The organism is Pseudomonas sp. LBUM1649, assembly GCF_059716155.1.
Map to the genome: position 1 here is coordinate 1 of NZ_CP166807.1, position 19424 is coordinate 19424.

Here is a 19424-nt window from a genome sequence, read left to right on the forward strand (position 1 = left end):
GTGTCAGTGGAACTTTGGCAGCAGTGCGTGGAGCTTTTGCGCGATGAGCTGCCTGCCCAACAATTCAACACTTGGATCCGTCCACTACAGGTCGAAGCCGAAGGCGACGAGTTGCGTGTCTATGCACCCAATCGTTTCGTCCTGGACTGGGTCAACGAGAAATACCTGAGTCGCGTCCTGGAATTGCTCGACGAGCACGGCAACGGTATGGCACCTGCGCTTTCCTTATTAATAGGCAGCAAACGCAGCTCTGCTCCGCGCGCCGCGCCAAATGCGCCGCTGGCCGCCGCTGCGGCGTCCCAGGTTCAGGCTGCTGCGGCTGCTTCCGCGCCTGTTGCTCCGCCTGCGTCACCGACCAAGCGTGCGACGCAAAAAACCGCTGAGGTCACCGAGCTTGAGCCTTCGCGTGACAGCTTCGACCCCATGGCAGGTGCCAGTTCGCAACAGGCTCCGGTTCGTGCCGAGCAACGCACCGTTCAGGTTGAAGGCGCGCTCAAGCACACCAGCTACCTGAACCGCACCTTTACCTTCGAAAACTTCGTAGAGGGTAAGTCCAACCAACTGGCCCGGGCCGCGGCCTGGCAAGTGGCGGATAATCCCAAGCACGGTTACAACCCGCTCTTCCTTTATGGTGGTGTAGGTCTGGGTAAAACCCACTTGATGCATGCTGTGGGTAACCATCTATTAAAGAAGAATCCGAACGCCAAGGTCGTGTACCTGCATTCCGAGCGCTTCGTGGCCGACATGGTCAAGGCCCTGCAGTTGAACGCGATCAACGAATTCAAGCGCTTCTACCGTTCGGTGGACGCGTTGCTGATCGATGACATTCAGTTCTTCGCCCGCAAGGAACGTTCCCAGGAAGAGTTTTTCCACACCTTCAATGCCCTGCTTGAAGGTGGCCAGCAGGTCATTCTGACCAGTGACCGCTACCCCAAAGAAATCGAAGGCCTTGAAGAACGCCTGAAGTCTCGCTTCGGCTGGGGGCTCACGGTGGCTGTGGAGCCGCCGGAACTGGAAACCCGTGTCGCGATCCTGATGAAGAAGGCCGACCAGGCCAAAGTCGAACTGCCACACGATGCAGCGTTCTTCATTGCCCAACGCATTCGCTCCAACGTCCGTGAACTGGAAGGTGCGCTCAAACGCGTGATCGCCCATTCGCACTTCATGGGTCGCGATATCACCATCGAGCTGATCCGCGAGTCCCTGAAGGATCTGTTGGCACTGCAAGACAAACTGGTCTCTGTGGATAACATTCAGCGCACTGTCGCCGAGTACTACAAGATCAAGATCTCGGATTTGTTGTCCAAACGTCGTTCGCGTTCGGTCGCCCGTCCACGTCAGGTCGCCATGGCGTTGTCCAAGGAACTGACCAACCACAGCCTGCCGGAAATCGGTGATGTGTTTGGTGGGCGTGACCACACGACAGTTTTGCACGCCTGCCGCAAGATCAACGAACTTAAGGAATCCGACGCGGACATCCGCGAGGACTACAAGAACCTGCTGCGTACACTGACCACTTGATGAACACCAGCGCAGCTTTTAAGGCAAGGGACTAGACCATGCATTTCACCATTCAACGCGAAGCCCTGTTGAAACCCCTGCAACTGGTCGCAGGCGTTGTCGAGCGCCGACAGACCTTGCCGGTGCTCTCCAACGTGCTGCTGGTTGTCGAAGGCCAGCAACTGTCGCTGACCGGTACCGACCTTGAAGTCGAGCTGGTCGGTCGCGTGCAACTCGAAGAGCCTGCTGAAACAGGTTCCATCACCGTGCCTGCACGCAAACTGATGGATATCTGCAAAAGCCTGCCTAACGATGCGCTGATCGATATCAAGGTCGATGAACAGAAGCTGGTGGTGAAGGCTGGCCGAAGCCGCTTCACCCTCTCGACTTTGCCGGCCAACGATTTTCCTACCGTGGAAGAAGGCCCGGGCTCGCTGACGTGCAGCCTTGAACAAAGCAAACTGCGTCGCCTGATCGAGCGCACCAGCTTCGCCATGGCCCAGCAGGACGTACGTTACTACCTCAACGGCATGCTGCTGGAAGTCTCGGCAGGCGTCATTCGCGCCGTGGCCACCGACGGTCACCGCCTGGCGATGTGCTCGATGCAGGCTGATATCGGCCAGCCGGATCGCCACCAGGTCATCGTGCCGCGCAAGGGTATTCTTGAAATGGCACGTTTGCTGACCGAGCCAGACGGTATCGTCAGCATTGTCCTGGGTCAGCACCATATTCGCGCTACCACCGGTGAGTTCACCTTCACCTCGAAACTGGTTGATGGCAAATTCCCGGACTACGAGCGCGTTCTGCCAAAAGGCGGTGACAAATTGGTGCTCGGTGATCGTCAGGCGCTGCGCGAGGCTTTCAGCCGCACGGCGATTCTTTCCAACGAGAAGTACCGCGGCATCCGCCTCCAACTGGCCCCGGGTCAGCTGAAGATCCAGGCGAACAATCCGGAGCAGGAGGAAGCGGAGGAAGAAGTTGGTGTTGAGTACAACGGCGGCTCCCTGGAAATCGGCTTCAACGTCAGCTACTTGCTCGACGTACTGGGTGTGATGACCACCGAGCAGGTCCGTCTGATCCTGTCCGACTCCAACAGCAGTGCGCTGGTGCAAGAGTCCGACAACGATGACTCGGCCTACGTCGTCATGCCGATGCGTCTGTAATCATGTTCAGCAGAAGCTAGATGGCCCTAAGTCGCGTCTCGGTCACCGCGGTGCGCAATCTGCACCCGGTGACCTTCTCCCCCTCCCCCCGAATCAATATTCTTTACGGCGCCAACGGCAGCGGCAAAACCAGTGTCCTGGAAGCCATTCACCTGCTAGGGCTTGCTCGTTCGTTTCGTAGCACCCGGTTGTTGCCTGTCATTCAATACGAACAATTGGCGTGCACGGTATTTGGCCAAGTCGAGTTGGCTGAAGGCGGACATAGCGCCCTGGGCATTTCGCGGGACCGCCAGGGGGAGTTCCAGATCCGGATCGACGGACAAAACGCGCGTAGTGCGGCGCAACTGGCCGAGATCCTGCCGCTCCAGTTGATCAACCCGGACAGCTTCCGCTTGCTGGAAGGCGCGCCGAAGATTCGCCGACAGTTCCTCGACTGGGGCGTGTTCCACGTGGAACCTCGATTCATGTCCACTTGGCAGCGCCTGCAGAAGGCCCTGCGCCAGAGAAACTCTTGGCTGCGGCATGGTACACTTGACGCCGTTTCGCAAGCGGTTTGGGACAGGGAACTGTGCCAGGCCAGCGCTGAAATAGATGAATACCGCCGCGCCTATATCAAAGCCTTGAAACCGGTGTTTGAACAGACCTTGAGCGAGCTGGTTGAACTCGAGGGCCTAACGCTCAGCTATTACCGGGGCTGGGACAAAGACCGTGAACTGAGCGCTGTGCTCGCCGGATCCCTTCAGCGGGATCAGCAGATGGGGCATACCCAGGCAGGACCGCAACGTGCTGATTTGCGCCTCAGATTGGGCGCTCACAATGCCGCGGACATCCTGTCCCGAGGACAGCAAAAGTTGGTGGTCTGCGCCTTGCGGATCGCCCAAGGTCACCTGGTCAGCCAGGCCCGACGCGGTCAGTGTATTTATCTGGTGGATGACTTGCCGTCCGAACTGGACGAGCAGCACCGCCGTGCGCTTTGCCGCTTGCTGGAAGACTTACGCTGCCAGGTGTTTATCACCTGTGTAGACCACGAATTATTGAGGGAAGGCTGGCAGACGGAAACGCCAGTCGCCCTGTTCCACGTGGAACAGGGCCGTATCACCCAGACCCACGACCATCGGGAGTGAAGGCATTGAGCGAAGAAAATACGTACGACTCAACGAGCATTAAAGTGCTGAAAGGCCTGGATGCCGTACGCAAACGTCCCGGTATGTACATTGGTGACACCGACGATGGCAGCGGTCTGCACCACATGGTGTTCGAGGTGGTCGATAACTCGATCGACGAAGCGCTCGCCGGCCACTGCGACGACATCAGTATCATCATTCACCCGGATGAATCCATCACCGTTAAAGACAACGGCCGTGGCATCCCGGTAGATGTGCACAAAGAAGAAGGCGTTTCGGCAGCCGAGGTCATCATGACTGTGCTGCACGCCGGCGGTAAGTTCGATGACAACTCCTACAAGGTATCCGGCGGCCTGCACGGTGTAGGTGTGTCGGTAGTTAACGCCCTGTCTGAAGAGCTTGTCCTCACGGTGCGCCGTAGCGGCAAGATCTGGGAACAGACTTACGTTCACGGTGTTCCACAAGAGCCGATGAAAATCGTCGGTGACAGCGAGTCTACTGGCACGCAGATTCACTTCAAGCCTTCGGCTGAAACCTTCAAGAACATCCACTTCAGCTGGGACATCCTGGCCAAGCGGATTCGTGAACTGTCCTTCCTCAACTCCGGCGTTGGCATCGTCCTCAAGGATGAGCGCAGCGGCAAGGAAGAACTGTTCAAGTACGAAGGTGGCTTGCGCGCGTTCGTTGAATACCTGAACACCAACAAGACCCCGGTCAACCAGGTGTTCCATTTCAACATCCAGCGTGAAGACGGCATCGGCGTGGAAATCGCCCTGCAGTGGAACGACAGCTTCAACGAGAACCTGTTGTGCTTCACAAACAACATCCCGCAGCGCGACGGCGGTACCCACCTGGTGGGCTTCCGTTCCGCCCTGACGCGTAACCTCAACACCTATATCGAAGCCGAAGGTCTGGCGAAGAAGCACAAGGTTGCGACCACCGGTGACGATGCCCGTGAAGGCCTGACCGCGATCATTTCGGTAAAAGTACCGGATCCGAAGTTCAGCTCCCAGACCAAAGACAAGCTGGTCTCTTCCGAAGTGAAGACCGCGGTCGAACAGGAAATGGGCAAGTACTTTTCCGATTTCCTGCTGGAAAATCCGAACGAAGCCAAGCTGGTTGTCGGCAAGATGATCGACGCCGCACGTGCTCGTGAAGCAGCGCGCAAGGCCCGTGAGATGACCCGCCGCAAAGGCGCGCTGGACATCGCTGGCCTGCCGGGCAAACTGGCTGACTGCCAGGAAAAAGACCCTGCCCTCTCCGAACTGTACCTCGTGGAAGGTGACTCTGCTGGCGGCTCCGCCAAGCAGGGGCGTAACCGCAAGACCCAGGCGATCCTCCCGCTCAAGGGTAAGATCCTGAACGTCGAGAAAGCGCGTTTCGACAAGATGATCTCTTCCCAGGAAGTGGGCACCTTGATCACCGCGCTGGGCTGCGGCATTGGTCGCGAAGAGTACAACATCGCCAAGTTGCGTTATCACAACATCATCATCATGACCGATGCTGACGTCGACGGTTCGCACATTCGCACCCTGTTGCTGACCTTCTTCTTCCGTCAGCTGCCGGAGCTGATCGAGCGTGGCTACATCTACATCGCTCAGCCACCGCTGTACAAGGTCAAGAAGGGCAAACAAGAGCAATACATCAAAGACGACGACGCCATGGAAGAGTACATGACGCAGTCGGCCCTGGAAGATGCGAGCCTGCACCTGAACGAAGAGGCACCGGGTATCTCCGGCGAAGCCCTTGAGCGTCTGGTGAATGACTTCCGTCTGGTGATGAAGACCCTCAAGCGCCTTTCACGCCTGTATCCACAGGAACTGACAGAGCACTTCATCTACCTGCCAGCGGTCAGCCTGGAGCAATTGTCCGATCACGCTGCGATGCAGGATTGGCTAGCCCAGTATGAAGTGCGCCTGCGCACCGTCGAGAAGTCCGGCCTGGTCTACAAGGCCAGCCTGCGTGAAGATCGTGAGCGTAACGTCTGGCTGCCAGAGGTCGAGTTGATCTCCCACGGTCTGTCGAACTACGTCACCTTCAACCGCGACTTCTTCGGCAGCAACGACTACAAGACGGTCGTTTCCCTGGGCGCTCAACTGAGCACTCTGCTGGACGAAGGCGCATACATCCAGCGCGGCGAGCGCAAGAAAGCCGTCACCGAGTTCAAGGAAGCCCTGGAATGGTTGATGGCTGAAAGCACCAAGCGTCACACCATCCAGCGATACAAAGGTCTGGGTGAAATGAACCCGGACCAGCTGTGGGAAACCACCATGGACCCAAGCGTTCGCCGGATGCTGAAAGTGACCATCGAAGACGCCATTGGCGCGGACCAGATCTTCAACACCCTGATGGGTGATGCGGTCGAGCCTCGCCGTGACTTCATCGAAAGCAACGCCCTGGCGGTTTCTAACCTGGATTTCTGATTCCGGTGTCGAAAAGCAGAAATTTCTCCGAGGGAGAACTGTGACCCCTAGTTCCGGACAGAATCCGCGGGCGACGGCTGGCAGTGCGCAGGCATCGGCGACGTCTGTGATGTGGACGAACGCGGAGCCGGACACGCTGATGGCGCGGGTGCTTGCATCGGCCAACCTCAAGCGTGCGTATCACCGCGTGGTCAGCAACGAGGGGGCGCCGGGTGCCGATGGCATGACGGTCGACGAATTGGCGGGCTACGTGGAACAGTGAACGAGCCCCATGAAAGACAGGACACCGTTTCCCCCTTACGATAAGGGATAGGCAAACGGTTATGTTTATGACTAACAGCAATGATAAGAGTGGGGAGCTTTTGGGCCAGGAGCGGCGGCGCCGCTGGAGCCCAGAGCAAAAACTGGCCATGGTTCGCGAGAGTCTTGAGCCAGGGCAAAGCGTTTCGGTGGTGGCTCGGCGCAACGGCATCAATGCCAACCAGCTGTTCCAGTGGCGCAAGCTTTACCAGGACGGCAGCCTGTCGGCGGTCAGTGCTGGCGAAGCCGTGGTGCCTGCCTCCGAGCTGAGCGATGCGCTCAAGCAGATCCGTGAACTGCAACGGATGCTGGGCAAGAAAACGATGGAAGCAGAAATCCTCAAAGAGGCCGTGGAGATCGCCCGGTCGCGAAAATGGATTGCGCACTCACCCTTGTTGCCGGGGGACGACCAGTGAAGCTGGTCAGCGAATGTCTCGGTGTGGCGCGCTCGCAATTAACGGTTCGAATCAAACAATCGGTATCGCCCAAGGCACGGCGAAGCAGACCTGTGGACGACGCTGAGTTGGTGGTTGAAATCCAACAGCAGGTCAGGGAGTTGCCCAGCTATGGCTACCGTCGTGTCTGGGGATTACTGCGTCGGGAACGTGAAACCCAGTCGCTGCCGGCGATCAACGTGAAGCGGGTTTACCGGGTCATGCGTGATTACAACTTGCTGCTGGAGCGTCGACTCAAACAGCCCGGCGTGCCGCGGCGGCACGAAGGCCGTATTGCGGTGCAAACCAGCGATACACGTTGGTGCTCGGACGGCTTTGAGTTCCGCTGCGAGGACGGCGCCAAACTGAGCGTGACCTTTGCCTTGGACTGCTGTGACCGCGAGGCCATCGGCTGGGTCGCGAGCCCGACCGGGTACAGCGGCGATGATATCCGCGACTTAATGCTGGAAAGCGTGGAGAAGCGCTTCGGTGATCAACTGCCCGCCACGCCGGTGCAATGGCTAAGCGACAACGGCTCGGCCTACACCGCCGAACAGACGCGCCTGTTTGCACGGCAGATCGGCTTGCAACCGGTGACCACGCCAGTGCGCAGCCCGCAGAGCAACGGTATGGCCGAGAGCTTCGTGAAGACGATCAAGCGTGACTACGTGGCGCACATGCCCAAGCCGGATCGAGAAACGGCGCTGCGTAACCTGGCCATTGCCTTCGAACACTACAACGAGCAGCATCCGCACAGCGCCTTGAACTATCGCTCACCGAGGGAGTTCAGGCGATTGGCGGCAGCATCAATTTAACAGGGAGTTGGTGTCCGGTTTTGTAGGGGCAAGTCCAAACAGTATTGGCCAACCCTCAAGGCCAGGTTGCTGGCCGGTGAGTATCACCCGCAAGGTGTACGCGCCGTCGAAATCCCCAAACCCAAAGGCGGGACAAGACAGCTGGGTATCCCCAGCGTCGTGGATCGCCTGATCCAACAGGCACTGCTGCAACAGCTCACGCCGATCTTTGACCCGCTGTTCTCGGACTATAGCTACGGCTTCCGTCCGGGCAGAAGCGCCCACCAATCCATCGAAACAGCCCGTGCCCATGTGGCGGCGGGCCACCGCTGGTGTGTGGAACTCGATCTGGAGAAGTTCTTCGATCGGGTCAACCACGATGTATTGATGGCCCATGTGCAGCGTCAGGTTGAAGACAAGCGGGTGCTCAGGCTGATCCGTCGTTATCTAGAGGCCGGCGTGATGTCGGGCGGGATCGCCAGCCGACGGCAGGAAGGGACGCCGCAAGGCGGCCCGCTCTCGCCGTTGCTGTCGAACATCCTGCTCAACGAACTCGACCAAGAGCTGACACGGCGGGGCCATCGCTTCGTGCGCTATGCCGACGATGCGAACATTTATGTGCGCAGTCCTCGTGCTGGCGCGCGAGTGATGGCTGGTGTTGAGCGTTTCCTGAATCAGCGTCTGAAACTGACGCTGAATCGGGAAAAGAGCCGAGTAGCCGGGTCGTGGATGTGTGATTACTTGGGCTACGGGATGAGCTGGCATCAACAACCGAGGTTAAGAGTAGCGACGATGAGTCTGGGTCGCTTACGCGACCGACTCAGAAACCTGCTGCGCGGCGCACGGGGCCACAAGATGGCGAACGTCATCGAGCGGATTAACCCCGTACTGCGCGGTTGGGCGGGCTACTTCAAGCTCAGTCAGAGCAAGCGCCCCCTTGAGGAGCTGGACGGGTGGGTGCGGCATAAACTTCGCTGCGTCATCTGGCGCCAATGGAAGCAGCCCTCTACGAGGGCGCGCAACTTGATGCGCTTGGGGCTTAGCGAAGCGCGCGCCTGCAAATCAGCCTTCAATGGTCGCGGACCATGGTGGAACTCGGGGGCGTCACATATGAATCAGGCGTTACCGAAGAAGCTGTGGGATCAGCTAGGGCTGGTCTCGATACTGGATACGATAAACCGGCTTAGCCGCATAACTTGAGCCGCCGTATACGGAACCGTACGTACGGTGGCGTGAGAGGACGGCGGTTGTGAAACCGCCTCCTACTCTATTCCAAAAAAATAAAAGATCGCAGCCTGCGGCAGCTCCTACAGGGGGAACACAATCCCAAGGAGCTGCCGCAGGCTGCGATCTTGTGATCTTCTGGAAAAGTGAAATGCCAGCATTACAGGGATAAAAAAACCGGCTATATCAGCCGGTTTTTTTGCGCCAGAAAAAAACTTATGCACGTTTTTCGGGTTTTTTACTGTTTAAGAAATATCTATATAAATCATTAAGTTAGAACAAAAAAAGAGCGCTTTTCTCACAAACGATACACAGGTTATCCACAGAACCTCAGACAACCACCTGATCGTTGGAAACCGGCGCTTGTGAAGCCGGTGGCAGAGAGCCCATTTCCCGTTGCATCTGCTCGTTCCAGGCCTGAACCCGATCGTTCAGATCGGCGATGGCGCGTGGTCCGCTACCTTCGGCATACATTGGTGCGCCGATGATCACGGTGATGACACCCTGGTTCTTCTTCCAACCGCTTTTCGGCCAGAACTTGCCAGCGTTGTGTGCAATCGGCAGCACTGGAAGCTCGGCATTCACCGCCAGCGCCGTACCGCCTCGCGAGAATTTGCCGATGGTGCCGTAGGGAACGCGCGTGCCTTCGGGGAAAATCAGCACCCAGACGTTATCCTTGAGCAACTCATGGCCTTTCTTGGCGACATGCTTGAGTGCCGCTTTCGGGTTGTCCCGGTCGATGGCGATCGGACGCAGCATGGCCATGGCCCAGCCGAAGAAAGGCACGTAGAGCAATTCGCGCTTGAGCACTTGGCTCAATGGCTCGAAATAGGCTGAGAGAAAGAATGTCTCCCAGGTGCTCTGGTGGTTCGACTGAATCACGCAGGGCTGTGCCGGCACGTTCTCGGCACCCTTTACTTCGTAGCGAATGCCCAGGAACACCTTGCTCAGCCACAAGGCGCAGCGGCACCAGTAAACGTTGATAAAGCGATAGCGCGCCTTGAACGGCAGAAATGGCGCGATAAAAAAACTCAGGCTGCACCACAGCAGAGAGCTGGTGCCCAGCAGCAGGTAAAAGAGAAATGTTCTGATGGCCTGCAGTATCGACATGGCGACGTTTACCGTTACGGGCAATGCCCGACTATTCAAGCGCACTCCCGATCTGTCGAAAGCGCTCTAATTGTGGATAAGTTCTGCGGCAATCGCCGCCAGATCGTCGAAAATCAAAGTGCCTGCCGGTAGGATCTTGCCCAAAGTCTTTTCGCCTTTCCCGGTCTTAACTAAAACTGGCTGAGAATCGACGGCTTTGGCGGCTTCCAAGTCACCGAGACTATCGCCGACGAACCATAGATTTGTCAGCGATACGTTGTAATGTGCGGCGATGCTTTTCAACATCCCGGGTTTTGGCTTGCGGCAATCGCAGCCTTCGTCCGGCCCGTGCGGGCAGTAGACGATCAGCCCGACTTCCCCACCCTGCTCGGCCACCAGCGAGTGCAAGCGCTCGTGCATGGCGTCCAGGGTGGCGAGATCGTAATAGCCGCGAGCGATGCCCGACTGGTTGGTGGCGACCGCCACCGTCCAGCCGGCCTTGCTCAACTGCGCGATGGCTTCGATCGAACCGGGGAGTGGAATCCACTCCTCCACCGACTTGATGTAAGCGTCGGAGTCGTAATTGATCACCCCGTCCCGATCGAGAATCAGCAGTTTCAAACAGTCTTACCCCAGCAACGAAATATCGGCGACGCCGAGGAACAAGCCACGCAGACGCGCCAGCAGTGCATAACGGTTGGCGCGCACATTGGCGTCTTCCGCGTTGACCATCACCGCTTCGAAGAACGCATCCACCGGCTCGCGCAATGCGGCCAGGCGTGCCAGCGATTCGCTGTACTGACGCGCCGCGGCCATAGGCTGAACAGCCTGGTCAGCCTGCTGGATCGCCGAGTACAGGGAGAACTCGTTGGCGTTGTCGAAGTACTTGGCTTCTACCACGGTCGGCACCGAGCCTTCGACTTTGCTCAGCAAGTTCGATACGCGCTTGTTCACCGCCGCCAGGGCCGCGGCTTCCGGCAACTTGCGGAAGGCCTGTACTGCTTGCACGCGCTGGTCGAAGTCCAGGGCCGAGCCCGGGTTTAAGGCGCGAACCGACAGGTAGGTCGCCACGTCGACGCCTTCATCCTCATAACGGGCACGCAGACGGTCGAAGATGAATTCCAGCACTGCGTCGTTGAGGCCGGCAGCCTTGACCTTGGTACCGAACGCATTCACGGCGAAGGCCACGGCGTCGTTGAGGTCCAGATCCAGTTGTTTTTCGATCAGGATACGCAGCACACCCAATGCGGCACGGCGCAGTGCGTACGGGTCTTTGCTACCGGTCGGCAGCATGCCGATCCCGAAGATCCCCACGAGGGTGTCGAGCTTGTCGGCGATGGCCACGGCCGCACCGGTCAGGGTGGCTGGCAGTTCGGCACCGGCACCGCGCGGCATGTACTGCTCGTTCAGGGCCAGGGCGACGTCTTCCGGCTCGCCGTCATTGAGGGCGTAGTAGTAACCGGCGACACCTTGCATCTCCGGGAACTCGCCGACCATTTCGGTCGCCAGGTCGCATTTCGACAGCAAGCCTGCGCGAGCGGCCCACGAAGCGTTGCCGCCAATGCGCGCAGCGATGTAGGCGGCGAGCTTGGAAACGCGTTCGGCCTTGTCGTAGACGCTGCCGAGTTTTTCCTGGAACACCACGTTCTGCAGGCGCTGGTTGAAGTCTTCGAGCTTCTGCTTCTTGTCTTGCTTGAAGAAGAACTCGGCGTCGGTCAGGCGTGGGCGAACCACTTTTTCGTTACCGGCGATGATCTGCTGCGGATCTTTGCTTTCGATGTTGGCCACGGTAATGAAACGTGGCAGCAACTTGCCGTCGGCGTCCAGCAGGCAGAAGTACTTCTGGTTATCCTGCATGGTGGTGATCAGCGCTTCTTGCGGCACGTCGAGGAAACGCTCCTCGAACGAGCACACCAGCGGCACCGGCCATTCGACCAGCGCAGTCACTTCATCGAGCAGGGCTGGCGGAACGATCGCCGTGCCTTCCTGACGGGTGGCCAGCTCTTCGGTGCGCTTGCTGATGATGTCGCGACGCTCGTTGGCGTCGGCCAGCACGTAAGCGGCACGCAGGTCGGCCAGGTAGCTTGCCGGCGAACCGATGCGCACGTTTTCCGGATGGTGGAAGCGGTGACCACGGGATTCACGGCCGGACTTCTGGGCGAGGATGGTGCAGTCGATGACCTGGTCACCGAGCAGCATCACCAGCCATTGGGTCGGACGCACGAACTCTTCCTTGCGCGCACCCCAACGCATGCGTTTCGGAATTGGCAGGTCGTTTAGCGAATCTTCGACGATGGTCGGCAGCAGGCTTGCGGTCGGCTTGCCGGCGATGCTCTGGCTGTAGCGCAGTTTCGGTCCGCTCTGATCGATTTCGCTCAGGTCGACCCCGCACTTCTTGGCAAAGCCCAGTGCCGCTTGGGTCGGGTTGCCTTCGGCATCGAACGCGGCCTGACGTGGCGGGCCATCGAGGTTGATGCTGCGATCCGGCTGCTGGGTGGCCAGCGACGTGATCAGCACCGCCAGACGGCGCGGCGCGGCATACACGGTTTTGGTCTCGTAGTTCAGGCCGGCAGCTTGCAGGCCCTTGTCGATACCGGCAAGGAACGCCTCGGCCAGGGTGTTCAGGGCCTTGGGTGGCAGTTCTTCAGTGCCCAATTCAACCAGAAAATCCAGAGCACTCATTGTGCAGCCTCCAGCTTGGCCAGTACTTCGTCACGCAGGTCCGGGGTGGCCATCGGGAAGCCCAGCTTGGCGCGAGCCAGCAGGTAGGCTTGCGCAACGGCACGCGCCAGGGTGCGTACACGCAGGATGTATTGCTGACGCGCGGTCACGGAAATCGCCCGGCGCGCATCCAGCAGGTTGAAGGTGTGGGACGCCTTCAACACCATTTCGTAGCTCGGCAACGGCAGCGGCTGGTCGAGTTCGATCAGGCGCTTGGCTTCGCTTTCGTAGAAATCGAACAGTTCGAACAGCTTCTCGACGTTGGCGTGTTCGAAGTTGTAGGTCGACTGCTCCACTTCGTTCTGGTGGAACACGTCGCCGTAGGTCACTTTGCCGAACGGACCGTCAGCCCAGACCAGGTCGTAGACCGAGTCCACGCCTTGCAGGTACATGGCCAGACGCTCGAGGCCGTAGGTGATCTCGCCGGTCACCGGGTAGCATTCGATGCCGCCCGCTTGCTGGAAGTAGGTGAACTGGGTCACTTCCATGCCGTTGAGCCAGACTTCCCAGCCCAGACCCCAGGCGCCGAGGGTCGGCGATTCCCAGTTGTCTTCGACGAAGCGGATGTCATGCACCAATGGGTCCAGGCCCACGTGCTTGAGGGAGCCCAGGTACAGCTCCTGGAAGTTGTCCGGGTTCGGCTTCAGCACCACCTGGAACTGGTAGTAGTGCTGCAGACGGTTCGGGTTTTCGCCGTAGCGGCCATCAGTCGGGCGACGACTTGGCTGCACATAAGCGGCGTTCCAGGTTTCCGGGCCAATGGCGCGCAGGAATGTAGCAGTGTGGAAAGTCCCGGCGCCTACTTCCATATCGTAGGGCTGAAGTACCACACAACCTTGCTCGGCCCAGTATTGCTGGAGGGCGAGGATCAAGTCTTGGAAGGTACGCACGGCTGGCGTAGGCTGGCTCACGAAATTCACCTGTTTCTTGGGCTGCGATTTAAAGAGCGGGAGTATACCCGATTCGTTGCTGCGCACGCCCCCTGGAGCCTTATGCCACGCTGCTTTTGGTGTTCCGAAGATGCGCTATACATGGCTTATCACGATCAGGAGTGGGGCACGCCGCTACGCGATGCGCAGGGATTGTTCGAGTTGCTTTTGCTCGAAGGGTTCCAGGCCGGCCTTTCCTGGATCACCGTGCTACGCAAACGCGAGCATTATCGCCAGGTGATGTACGGCTTCGACGTCCAGCGCGTGGCGCAGATGAGCGACGCAGAAATCGATGAATTGATGCTCGACCCGGGGATCATCCGTAATCGCCTCAAGCTCAATGCGGCCCGACGCAATGCCCAGGCCTGGATGGCGCTGGAGGACCCGGTGGCGTTTCTCTGGTCCTTTGTCGGCGGTGTGCCGAAGATCAATCATTTCAAGGATCGCAGCGAAGTGCCGGCCATCACGCCCGAGGCGGTGGAGATGAGCAAAGCCTTGAAAAAGGCCGGGTTCACCTTCGTTGGCCCGACCATTTGCTACGCATTGATGCAGGCTTCGGGCATGGTCATGGACCACACCCGGGATTGCGATCGCTACGCGCTGCTGGCGAACGGCGGTTAGAATGGCCGCCTTCGCGCACAGCACAAGATCAGGAGTGACCTGTGGATAAGTTGAAAGGCGCCTTGCTGGTAGGCGCTCTGCGGCTGTTTGCCCTGCTCCCGTGGCGGGCAGTACAGGCCATGGGCTCGGCGATAGGCTGGGTCATGTGGAAAACCCCGAACCGCTCCCGCGACGTGGTGCGGATCAATCTGTCCAAGTGCTTTCCCGACATGGACCCCGCCGAGCGTGAGCGCCTGGTGGGCCAGAGCCTCAGGGACATCGGCAAGTCCCTGACCGAAAGCGCCTGTGCCTGGATCTGGCCGGCCCAGCGCTCCATTGACCTGGTCCGCGAAGTGGAAGGCCTCGACGTATTGAAGGATGCCCTCGCCTCGGGCAAAGGCGTCGTAGGCATCACCAGTCACCTGGGCAACTGGGAAGTGCTCAACCACTTCTATTGCAGCCAGTGCAAACCGATCATTTTCTATCGCCCGCCGAAATTGAAAGCGGTGGATGAATTGCTGCAAAAGCAACGGGTGCAGCTAGGCAACAAGGTGGCCGCCTCCACCAAGGAAGGCATCCTCAGCGTGATCAAGGAAGTGCGCAAAGGTGGTGCAGTGGGTATTCCCGCTGACCCGGAACCGGCCGAATCCGCCGGGATCTTCGTGCCGTTTTTCGCCACCCAGGCGTTGACCAGCAAGTTTGTGCCGAACATGCTCGCCGGTGGCAAAGCGGTCGGCGTGTTCCTGCATGCCCTGCGGTTGCCGGACGGTTCGGGCTACAAGGTGATCCTGGAAGCCGCGCCCGAGGCCATGTACAGCACCGATACCGCCACTTCCTGCGCGGCCATGAGCCAGGTCGTCGAGCGTTATGTGCGGGCGTATCCGAGTCAGTACATGTGGAGCATGAAGCGCTTCAAGAAGCGTCCACCGGGTGAAGAACGCTGGTATTGAGTCGGTTGGCTTGCGCTATCTCTAATCAGTGCGCTTGACGGTCGAGTTTCTTCAGAAACACTGTCATTTCTTTCTCGGCCTGTTTATCGCCGTGGTTTTGGGCGGCTACCAGGCCTTTCTCCCAAGCTTGTCGGGCAGCGGCAAAATCTGCCAGCGCCAGATGAGCCTTGCCTAACAGCTTCCAGGCGGCCGAGTACTTCGGATCGATCTCGACGCAGCGCTGGAAATGCTCAACTGCCTTGGCGTTTTCCCCAAGATCCAGGTAACCCTTGCCCAGGCCGAAGCGCAGCAATGAGTTATCCACACCCTTGGCGAGCATTTTTTCCAGGGATTCGATCATTGGAGTTTCCCCACGTCAATGATCGTTCCCACGCTCTGCGTGGGAACGCCTCAATGGACGCTCTGCGTCCGCTTTAGGACGCGGAGCGTCCCGGGCTGCATTCCCACGCAGAGCGTGGGAACGATCGTCAAAAGAAGCTGAGTCCGACATGGAACAGCTTTTCCACATCGCGAATATGCTTTTTATCCACAAGGAACAGGATCACATGGTCACCCGCTGCGATCACGGTGTTATCGTGCGCGATAATGACCTCTTCATCGCGAATAATGGCGCCAATCGTAGTGCCAGGTGGCAAGCCGATGTTCTCGATGGCCTTGCCGATCACCTTGCTGGATTTCGCATCGCCATGGGCAATGGCCTCGATGGCTTCAGCCGCACCGCGGCGCAGTGAGTGCACGCTGACGATATCGCCGCGACGCACGTGAGCCAGCAAGGTGCCGATGGTTGCCAGTTGCGGGCTGATGGCGATGTCGATGTCGCCGCCCTGGATCAGGTCGACGTAGGCCGGATTGTTGATGATTGTCATCACCTTCTTCGCCCCCAGACGCTTGGCCAGCAGCGATGACATGATGTTGGCCTCGTCATCGTTGGTCAGGGCCAGGAAGATATCTGCGTCGGCGATGTTCTCTTCCAGCAACAGGTCACGGTCGGAGGCACTGCCTTGCAACACCACGGTGCTGTCGAGGGTGTCCGAGAGATGCCGGCAACGTGCCGGATTCATTTCGATGATCTTCACCTGATAACGGCTTTCGATGGCTTCGGCCAGACGTTCCCCGATCTGCCCGCCACCGGCGATGACGATGCGCTTGTAGGTCTCGTCGAGACGGCGCATTTCACTCATGACGGCACGAATATTCGCTCGGGCGGCAATGAAGAACACTTCGTCATCCGCTTCGATCACCGTATCGCCCTGAGGCAGGATCGGCCGGTCGCGACGGAAAATCGCCGCAACGCGGGTTTCGACATTCGGCATGTGTTCACGCAGCTGGCGCAGTTGCTGACCCACCAGCGGCCCGCCGTAATAGGCCCGCACCGCGACCAATTGCGCCTTGCCCTCGGCGAAGTCGATCACCTGCAAGGCGCCCGGATGCTGGATCAGGCGCTTGATGTAGTTGGTGACCACTTGCTCGGGGCTGATCAGCACATCCACCGGGATCGCTTCGTTGTCGAACAGTTCGTTGCGGGTCAGGTACGCCGCTTCACGGACGCGGGCGATCTTGGTCGGTGTATGAAACAGGGTATGGGCGACTTGGCAGGCCACCATGTTGGTTTCATCGCTGCTGGTCACGGCGACCAGCATGTCGGCATCGTCGGCGCCGGCCTGGCGCAGGATGCTTGGCAGCGAACCGCGACCTTGTACCGTGCGGATGTCCAGCCGGTCACCGAGGTCACGCAGGCGTTCGCCGTCGGTGTCGACCACGGTAATGTCATTCGCTTCGCTTGCCAGGTGCTCCGCCAGCGAACCGCCGACCTGCCCCGCTCCGAGGATGATGATTTTCATCCAGTCACTCCGTTGAATCCGTTTAACCGCGTGCGGCGGCGATCTTGATCAGCTTGGCGTAGTAGAACCCGTCGTGGCCGCCTTCCTGGGCCAGCAATTGCCGTCCATGGGGCTGCTTGATCCCGGCCGTCGTGGCCAGGTCCAGTTCGCGGGCGCCCGGTGTGCGAGCGAGGAAGGCCTCGATCACTTCGGTGTTTTCGGTCGGCAGCGTGGAACAGGTGGCGTAGAGCAGGATGCCGCCGACTTCCAGCGTCATCCACAGGGCGTCCAGCAATTCGCCTTGCAGCATCGCCAATGCGCCAATGTCATCGGCCTGGCGAGTCAGTTTGATGTCCGGGTGACGGCGAATCACGCCGGTGGCCGAGCACGGTGCATCGAGGAGGATGCGCTGGAAGGGCTTGCCGTCCCACCAGGTGGCGGTGTCGCGGCCGTCGGCGGCGATCAGTTCGGCACTCAATTTCAGGCGTTCGAGGTTCTCGCGTACCCGCACCAGGCGCTTGGCTTCAAGGTCCACCGCTACCACGCCGGCAAGTTTGGGTTCGGCTTCGAGGATGTGGCAGGTCTTGCCGCCAGGTGCGCAGCATGCATCGAGCACGCGTTGGCCTGGCGCCAGGTCCAGCAAATCGGCGGCCAGTTGTGCCGCTTCGTCTTGCACGCTGATCCAGCCTTCGGCGAAGCCTGGCAGGCTGCGCACGTCGGCGGCTGCATCGAGGATGATGCCGTCGCGGCTATAAACGCATGCACTGGCAGCGATACCCGCTTCACTGAGCAGGCCAAGGTAGGCGTCACGGCTGTGATGACGGCGGTTGACCCGCAGGATCATCGGCGGATGCGCGTTGTTTGCCGTGCAAATGGCTTCCCACTGCTCGGGCCAGAAGGCTTTGAGCGACTTCTGCAGCCAGCGCGGGTGAGCGGTGCGCACCACCGGGTCGTGTTCCAGCTCGGTCAGCAGGGTTTCGCTTTCCCGCTGCGCGCGGCGCAGTACGGCATTGAGCAAGGCCTTGGCCCAAGGCTTTTTCAGCTTGTCGGCGCAACCAACGGTTTCGCCGATCGCGGCGTGGGGCGGAACGCGGGTGTAGAGCAGTTGGTAGAGACCGACCAGCAACAGGGCTTCGACATCGGCGTCGGCAGCCTTGAACGGTTTCTGTAGAAGCTTGGCCGCCAGCGCGGACAAGCGCGGCTGCCAGCGAGCGGTGCCGAACGCCAGATCCTGGGTGAAGCCGCGATCACGGTCTTCGACCTTGTCCAGTTGCGTCGGCAGTGAACTGTTGAGCGAGGCTTTTCCGTTCAGGACAGCGGCGAGTGCCTTGGCGGCGGCCAGACGCGGGTTCATTGAGCGTCCACCGCTTGACCGAGGACGGTGCCGATGGCGAATTTCTCACGACGGCTGTTGAACAGGTCGCTGAAGTTCAGCGCCTTGCCACCGGGCAATTGCAGGCGGGTCAGTCGCAGGGCCTGCTCACCGCAGGCAACGATCAGCCCGTCCTTGCTGGCGCCGAGAATTTCACCCGCTGCGCCCTGCCCTTCGGCAAGGTTCGCCGCCAGCACTTTCAACGCTTCGCCGTTCAGTGTGCTGTGGGTGATCGGCCAAGGGTTGAAAGCGCGAACCAGACGCTCCAGCTCAACCGCTGGACGCGTCCAGTCGATGCGCGCCTCGTCCTTGTTCAATTTGTGTGCGTAGGTGGCCAGGCTGTCGTCCTGCACTTCACCTTCCAGCGTACCGGCGGCGAGGCCGGCAATCGCCTGGATCACGGCGGGCGGACCCATTTCGGCCAGACGGTCGTGCAGGCTGCCTCCGGTGTCCTCGGCGCTGATCGGCGTGATGACTTTCAACAGCATCGGCCCCGTATCGAGGCCGGCTTCCATGCGCATCACCGTTACGCCGCTTTCGCTGTCACCGGCTTCGACGGCGCGCTGGATCGGCGCCGCACCGCGCCAGCGAGGCAGCAGGGAAGCGTGGCTGTTGATGCAGCCCAGGCGCGGAATATCCAGTACCACTTGCGGCAGGATCAGGCCGTAGGCAACCACCACCATCAAGTCCGGCTTCAGTGCGGCCAATTCGGCCTGGGCGTCTGCATTGCGCAAGGTCGGGGGTTGCAACACCGCAATATTGTTTTCAAGGGCGAGTTGCTTGACCGGGCTCGGCATCAGCTTTTGCCCACGCCCCGCCGGACGATCCGGCTGGGTGTAGACCGCCACGATCTCGTAAGGGCTGTCGAGCAGGGCCTTGAGGTGTTCGGCGGCGAATTCCGGGGTGCCGGCAAAGACAATGCGCAGTGGCTCAGTCATGAAAGCTCTCGATTACAAAGCATCTTGAAAAGAAAAAGGCTTG

15 protein-coding genes and 2 pseudogenes are annotated in these 19424 nt (G+C 59.5%); 9 read left to right on the top strand and 8 right to left on the bottom strand.

Translation table 11 applies throughout. From position 1 onward, the window contains the following. The 7 genes and pseudogenes from dnaA to ltrA all read left to right on the top strand — a co-directional run. Positions 1-1521 (top strand): chromosomal replication initiator protein DnaA, encoded by a 1521-nt coding sequence (gene dnaA, locus ACA058_RS00005; RefSeq protein ID WP_497637282.1) that lies wholly within the window; start codon positions 1-3, stop codon positions 1519-1521. Positions 1522-1559: 38 nt separating this feature from the next. Beyond that, the gene (gene dnaN / locus ACA058_RS00010; protein ID WP_408599369.1) at positions 1560-2663 is read left to right on the top strand and encodes a DNA polymerase III subunit beta; all 1104 of its coding nucleotides are present in this window, start codon (positions 1560-1562) and stop codon (positions 2661-2663) included. A 20-nt stretch (positions 2664-2683) separates the two neighbouring features. Further along, entirely contained in the window at positions 2684-3787 is a 1104-nt protein-coding gene (gene recF / locus ACA058_RS00015) for a DNA replication/repair protein RecF (RefSeq protein WP_497637283.1), read from the top strand. Between the two features lie 5 nt (positions 3788-3792). Further along, positions 3793-6210 carry a DNA topoisomerase (ATP-hydrolyzing) subunit B gene (gene gyrB / locus ACA058_RS00020; protein ID WP_497637284.1) on the top strand — a complete coding sequence of 806 codons (2418 nt, stop codon included), beginning with the start codon at positions 3793-3795 and terminating at the stop codon, positions 6208-6210. Between the two features lie 40 nt (positions 6211-6250). Further along, positions 6251-6469: pseudogene (locus tag ACA058_RS00025) on the top strand (group II intron reverse transcriptase/maturase); the annotation flags it as partial. Between the two features lie 70 nt (positions 6470-6539). After that, positions 6540-7759 (top strand): IS3 family transposase gene (locus tag ACA058_RS00030; protein WP_497637285.1). Its coding sequence is split into 2 segments (ribosomal slippage): positions 6540-6885 and positions 6885-7759, totalling 1221 coding nucleotides; the frame shifts between segments, so codons are not numbered across the junction. A 27-nt stretch (positions 7760-7786) separates the two neighbouring features. After that, a pseudogene (ltrA, locus tag ACA058_RS00035) lies at positions 7787-8938 on the top strand (group II intron reverse transcriptase/maturase); the annotation flags it as partial. A 354-nt stretch (positions 8939-9292) separates the two neighbouring features. Here ltrA and ACA058_RS00040 read toward each other — a convergent pair. From ACA058_RS00040 to glyQ, 4 genes are all read right to left on the bottom strand, one after another. Further along, entirely contained in the window at positions 9293-10072 is a 780-nt protein-coding gene (locus ACA058_RS00040; RefSeq protein WP_497637286.1) for a lysophospholipid acyltransferase family protein, read from the bottom strand. A gap of 66 nt (positions 10073-10138) precedes the next feature. Beyond that, complete coding sequence (gmhB, locus tag ACA058_RS00045) at positions 10139-10672, bottom strand: D-glycero-beta-D-manno-heptose 1,7-bisphosphate 7-phosphatase (RefSeq protein ID WP_497637287.1); 534 nt, start codon at positions 10670-10672, stop codon at positions 10139-10141. 6 nt (positions 10673-10678) lie between these two features. Continuing rightward, positions 10679-12733 (bottom strand): glycine--tRNA ligase subunit beta, encoded by a 2055-nt coding sequence (glyS, locus tag ACA058_RS00050; protein WP_497637288.1) that lies wholly within the window; start codon positions 12731-12733, stop codon positions 10679-10681. Then, entirely contained in the window at positions 12730-13683 is a 954-nt protein-coding gene (glyQ, locus tag ACA058_RS00055; protein ID WP_032857150.1) for a glycine--tRNA ligase subunit alpha, read from the bottom strand. The genes glyS and glyQ overlap by 4 nt, the downstream gene beginning before the upstream one ends. An 81-nt stretch (positions 13684-13764) precedes the next feature. On the opposite strand from glyQ, the gene tag reads away from it, so the two are divergent. Continuing rightward, entirely contained in the window at positions 13765-14322 is a 558-nt protein-coding gene (tag, locus tag ACA058_RS00060; RefSeq protein ID WP_497637289.1) for a DNA-3-methyladenine glycosylase I, read from the top strand. Between the two features lie 41 nt (positions 14323-14363). After that, on the top strand, positions 14364-15251 hold the full coding sequence (locus ACA058_RS00065; RefSeq protein ID WP_497637290.1) for a lysophospholipid acyltransferase: 888 nt from the start codon (positions 14364-14366) through the stop codon (positions 15249-15251). A 25-nt stretch (positions 15252-15276) separates the two neighbouring features. On the opposite strand, the gene ACA058_RS00070 is transcribed toward ACA058_RS00065, so the two are convergent. The 4 genes from ACA058_RS00070 to fmt form a co-directional block, all read right to left on the bottom strand. Next, a complete protein-coding gene (locus ACA058_RS00070) occupies positions 15277-15591 on the bottom strand; it encodes a tetratricopeptide repeat protein (protein WP_497637292.1) in 315 nt (104 codons plus the stop codon). 127 nt (positions 15592-15718) lie between these two features. After that, entirely contained in the window at positions 15719-17092 is a 1374-nt protein-coding gene (trkA, locus tag ACA058_RS00075) for a Trk system potassium transporter TrkA (protein ID WP_497637293.1), read from the bottom strand. 22 nt (positions 17093-17114) lie between these two features. Then, on the bottom strand, positions 17115-18425 hold the full coding sequence (gene rsmB / locus ACA058_RS00080) for a 16S rRNA (cytosine(967)-C(5))-methyltransferase RsmB (RefSeq protein ID WP_497637294.1): 1311 nt from the start codon (positions 18423-18425) through the stop codon (positions 17115-17117). Further along, complete coding sequence (gene fmt / locus ACA058_RS00085) at positions 18422-19381, bottom strand: methionyl-tRNA formyltransferase (protein ID WP_497637295.1); 960 nt, start codon at positions 19379-19381, stop codon at positions 18422-18424. The genes rsmB and fmt overlap by 4 nt, the downstream gene beginning before the upstream one ends. Between the last annotated feature and the right edge of the window lie 43 nt (positions 19382-19424).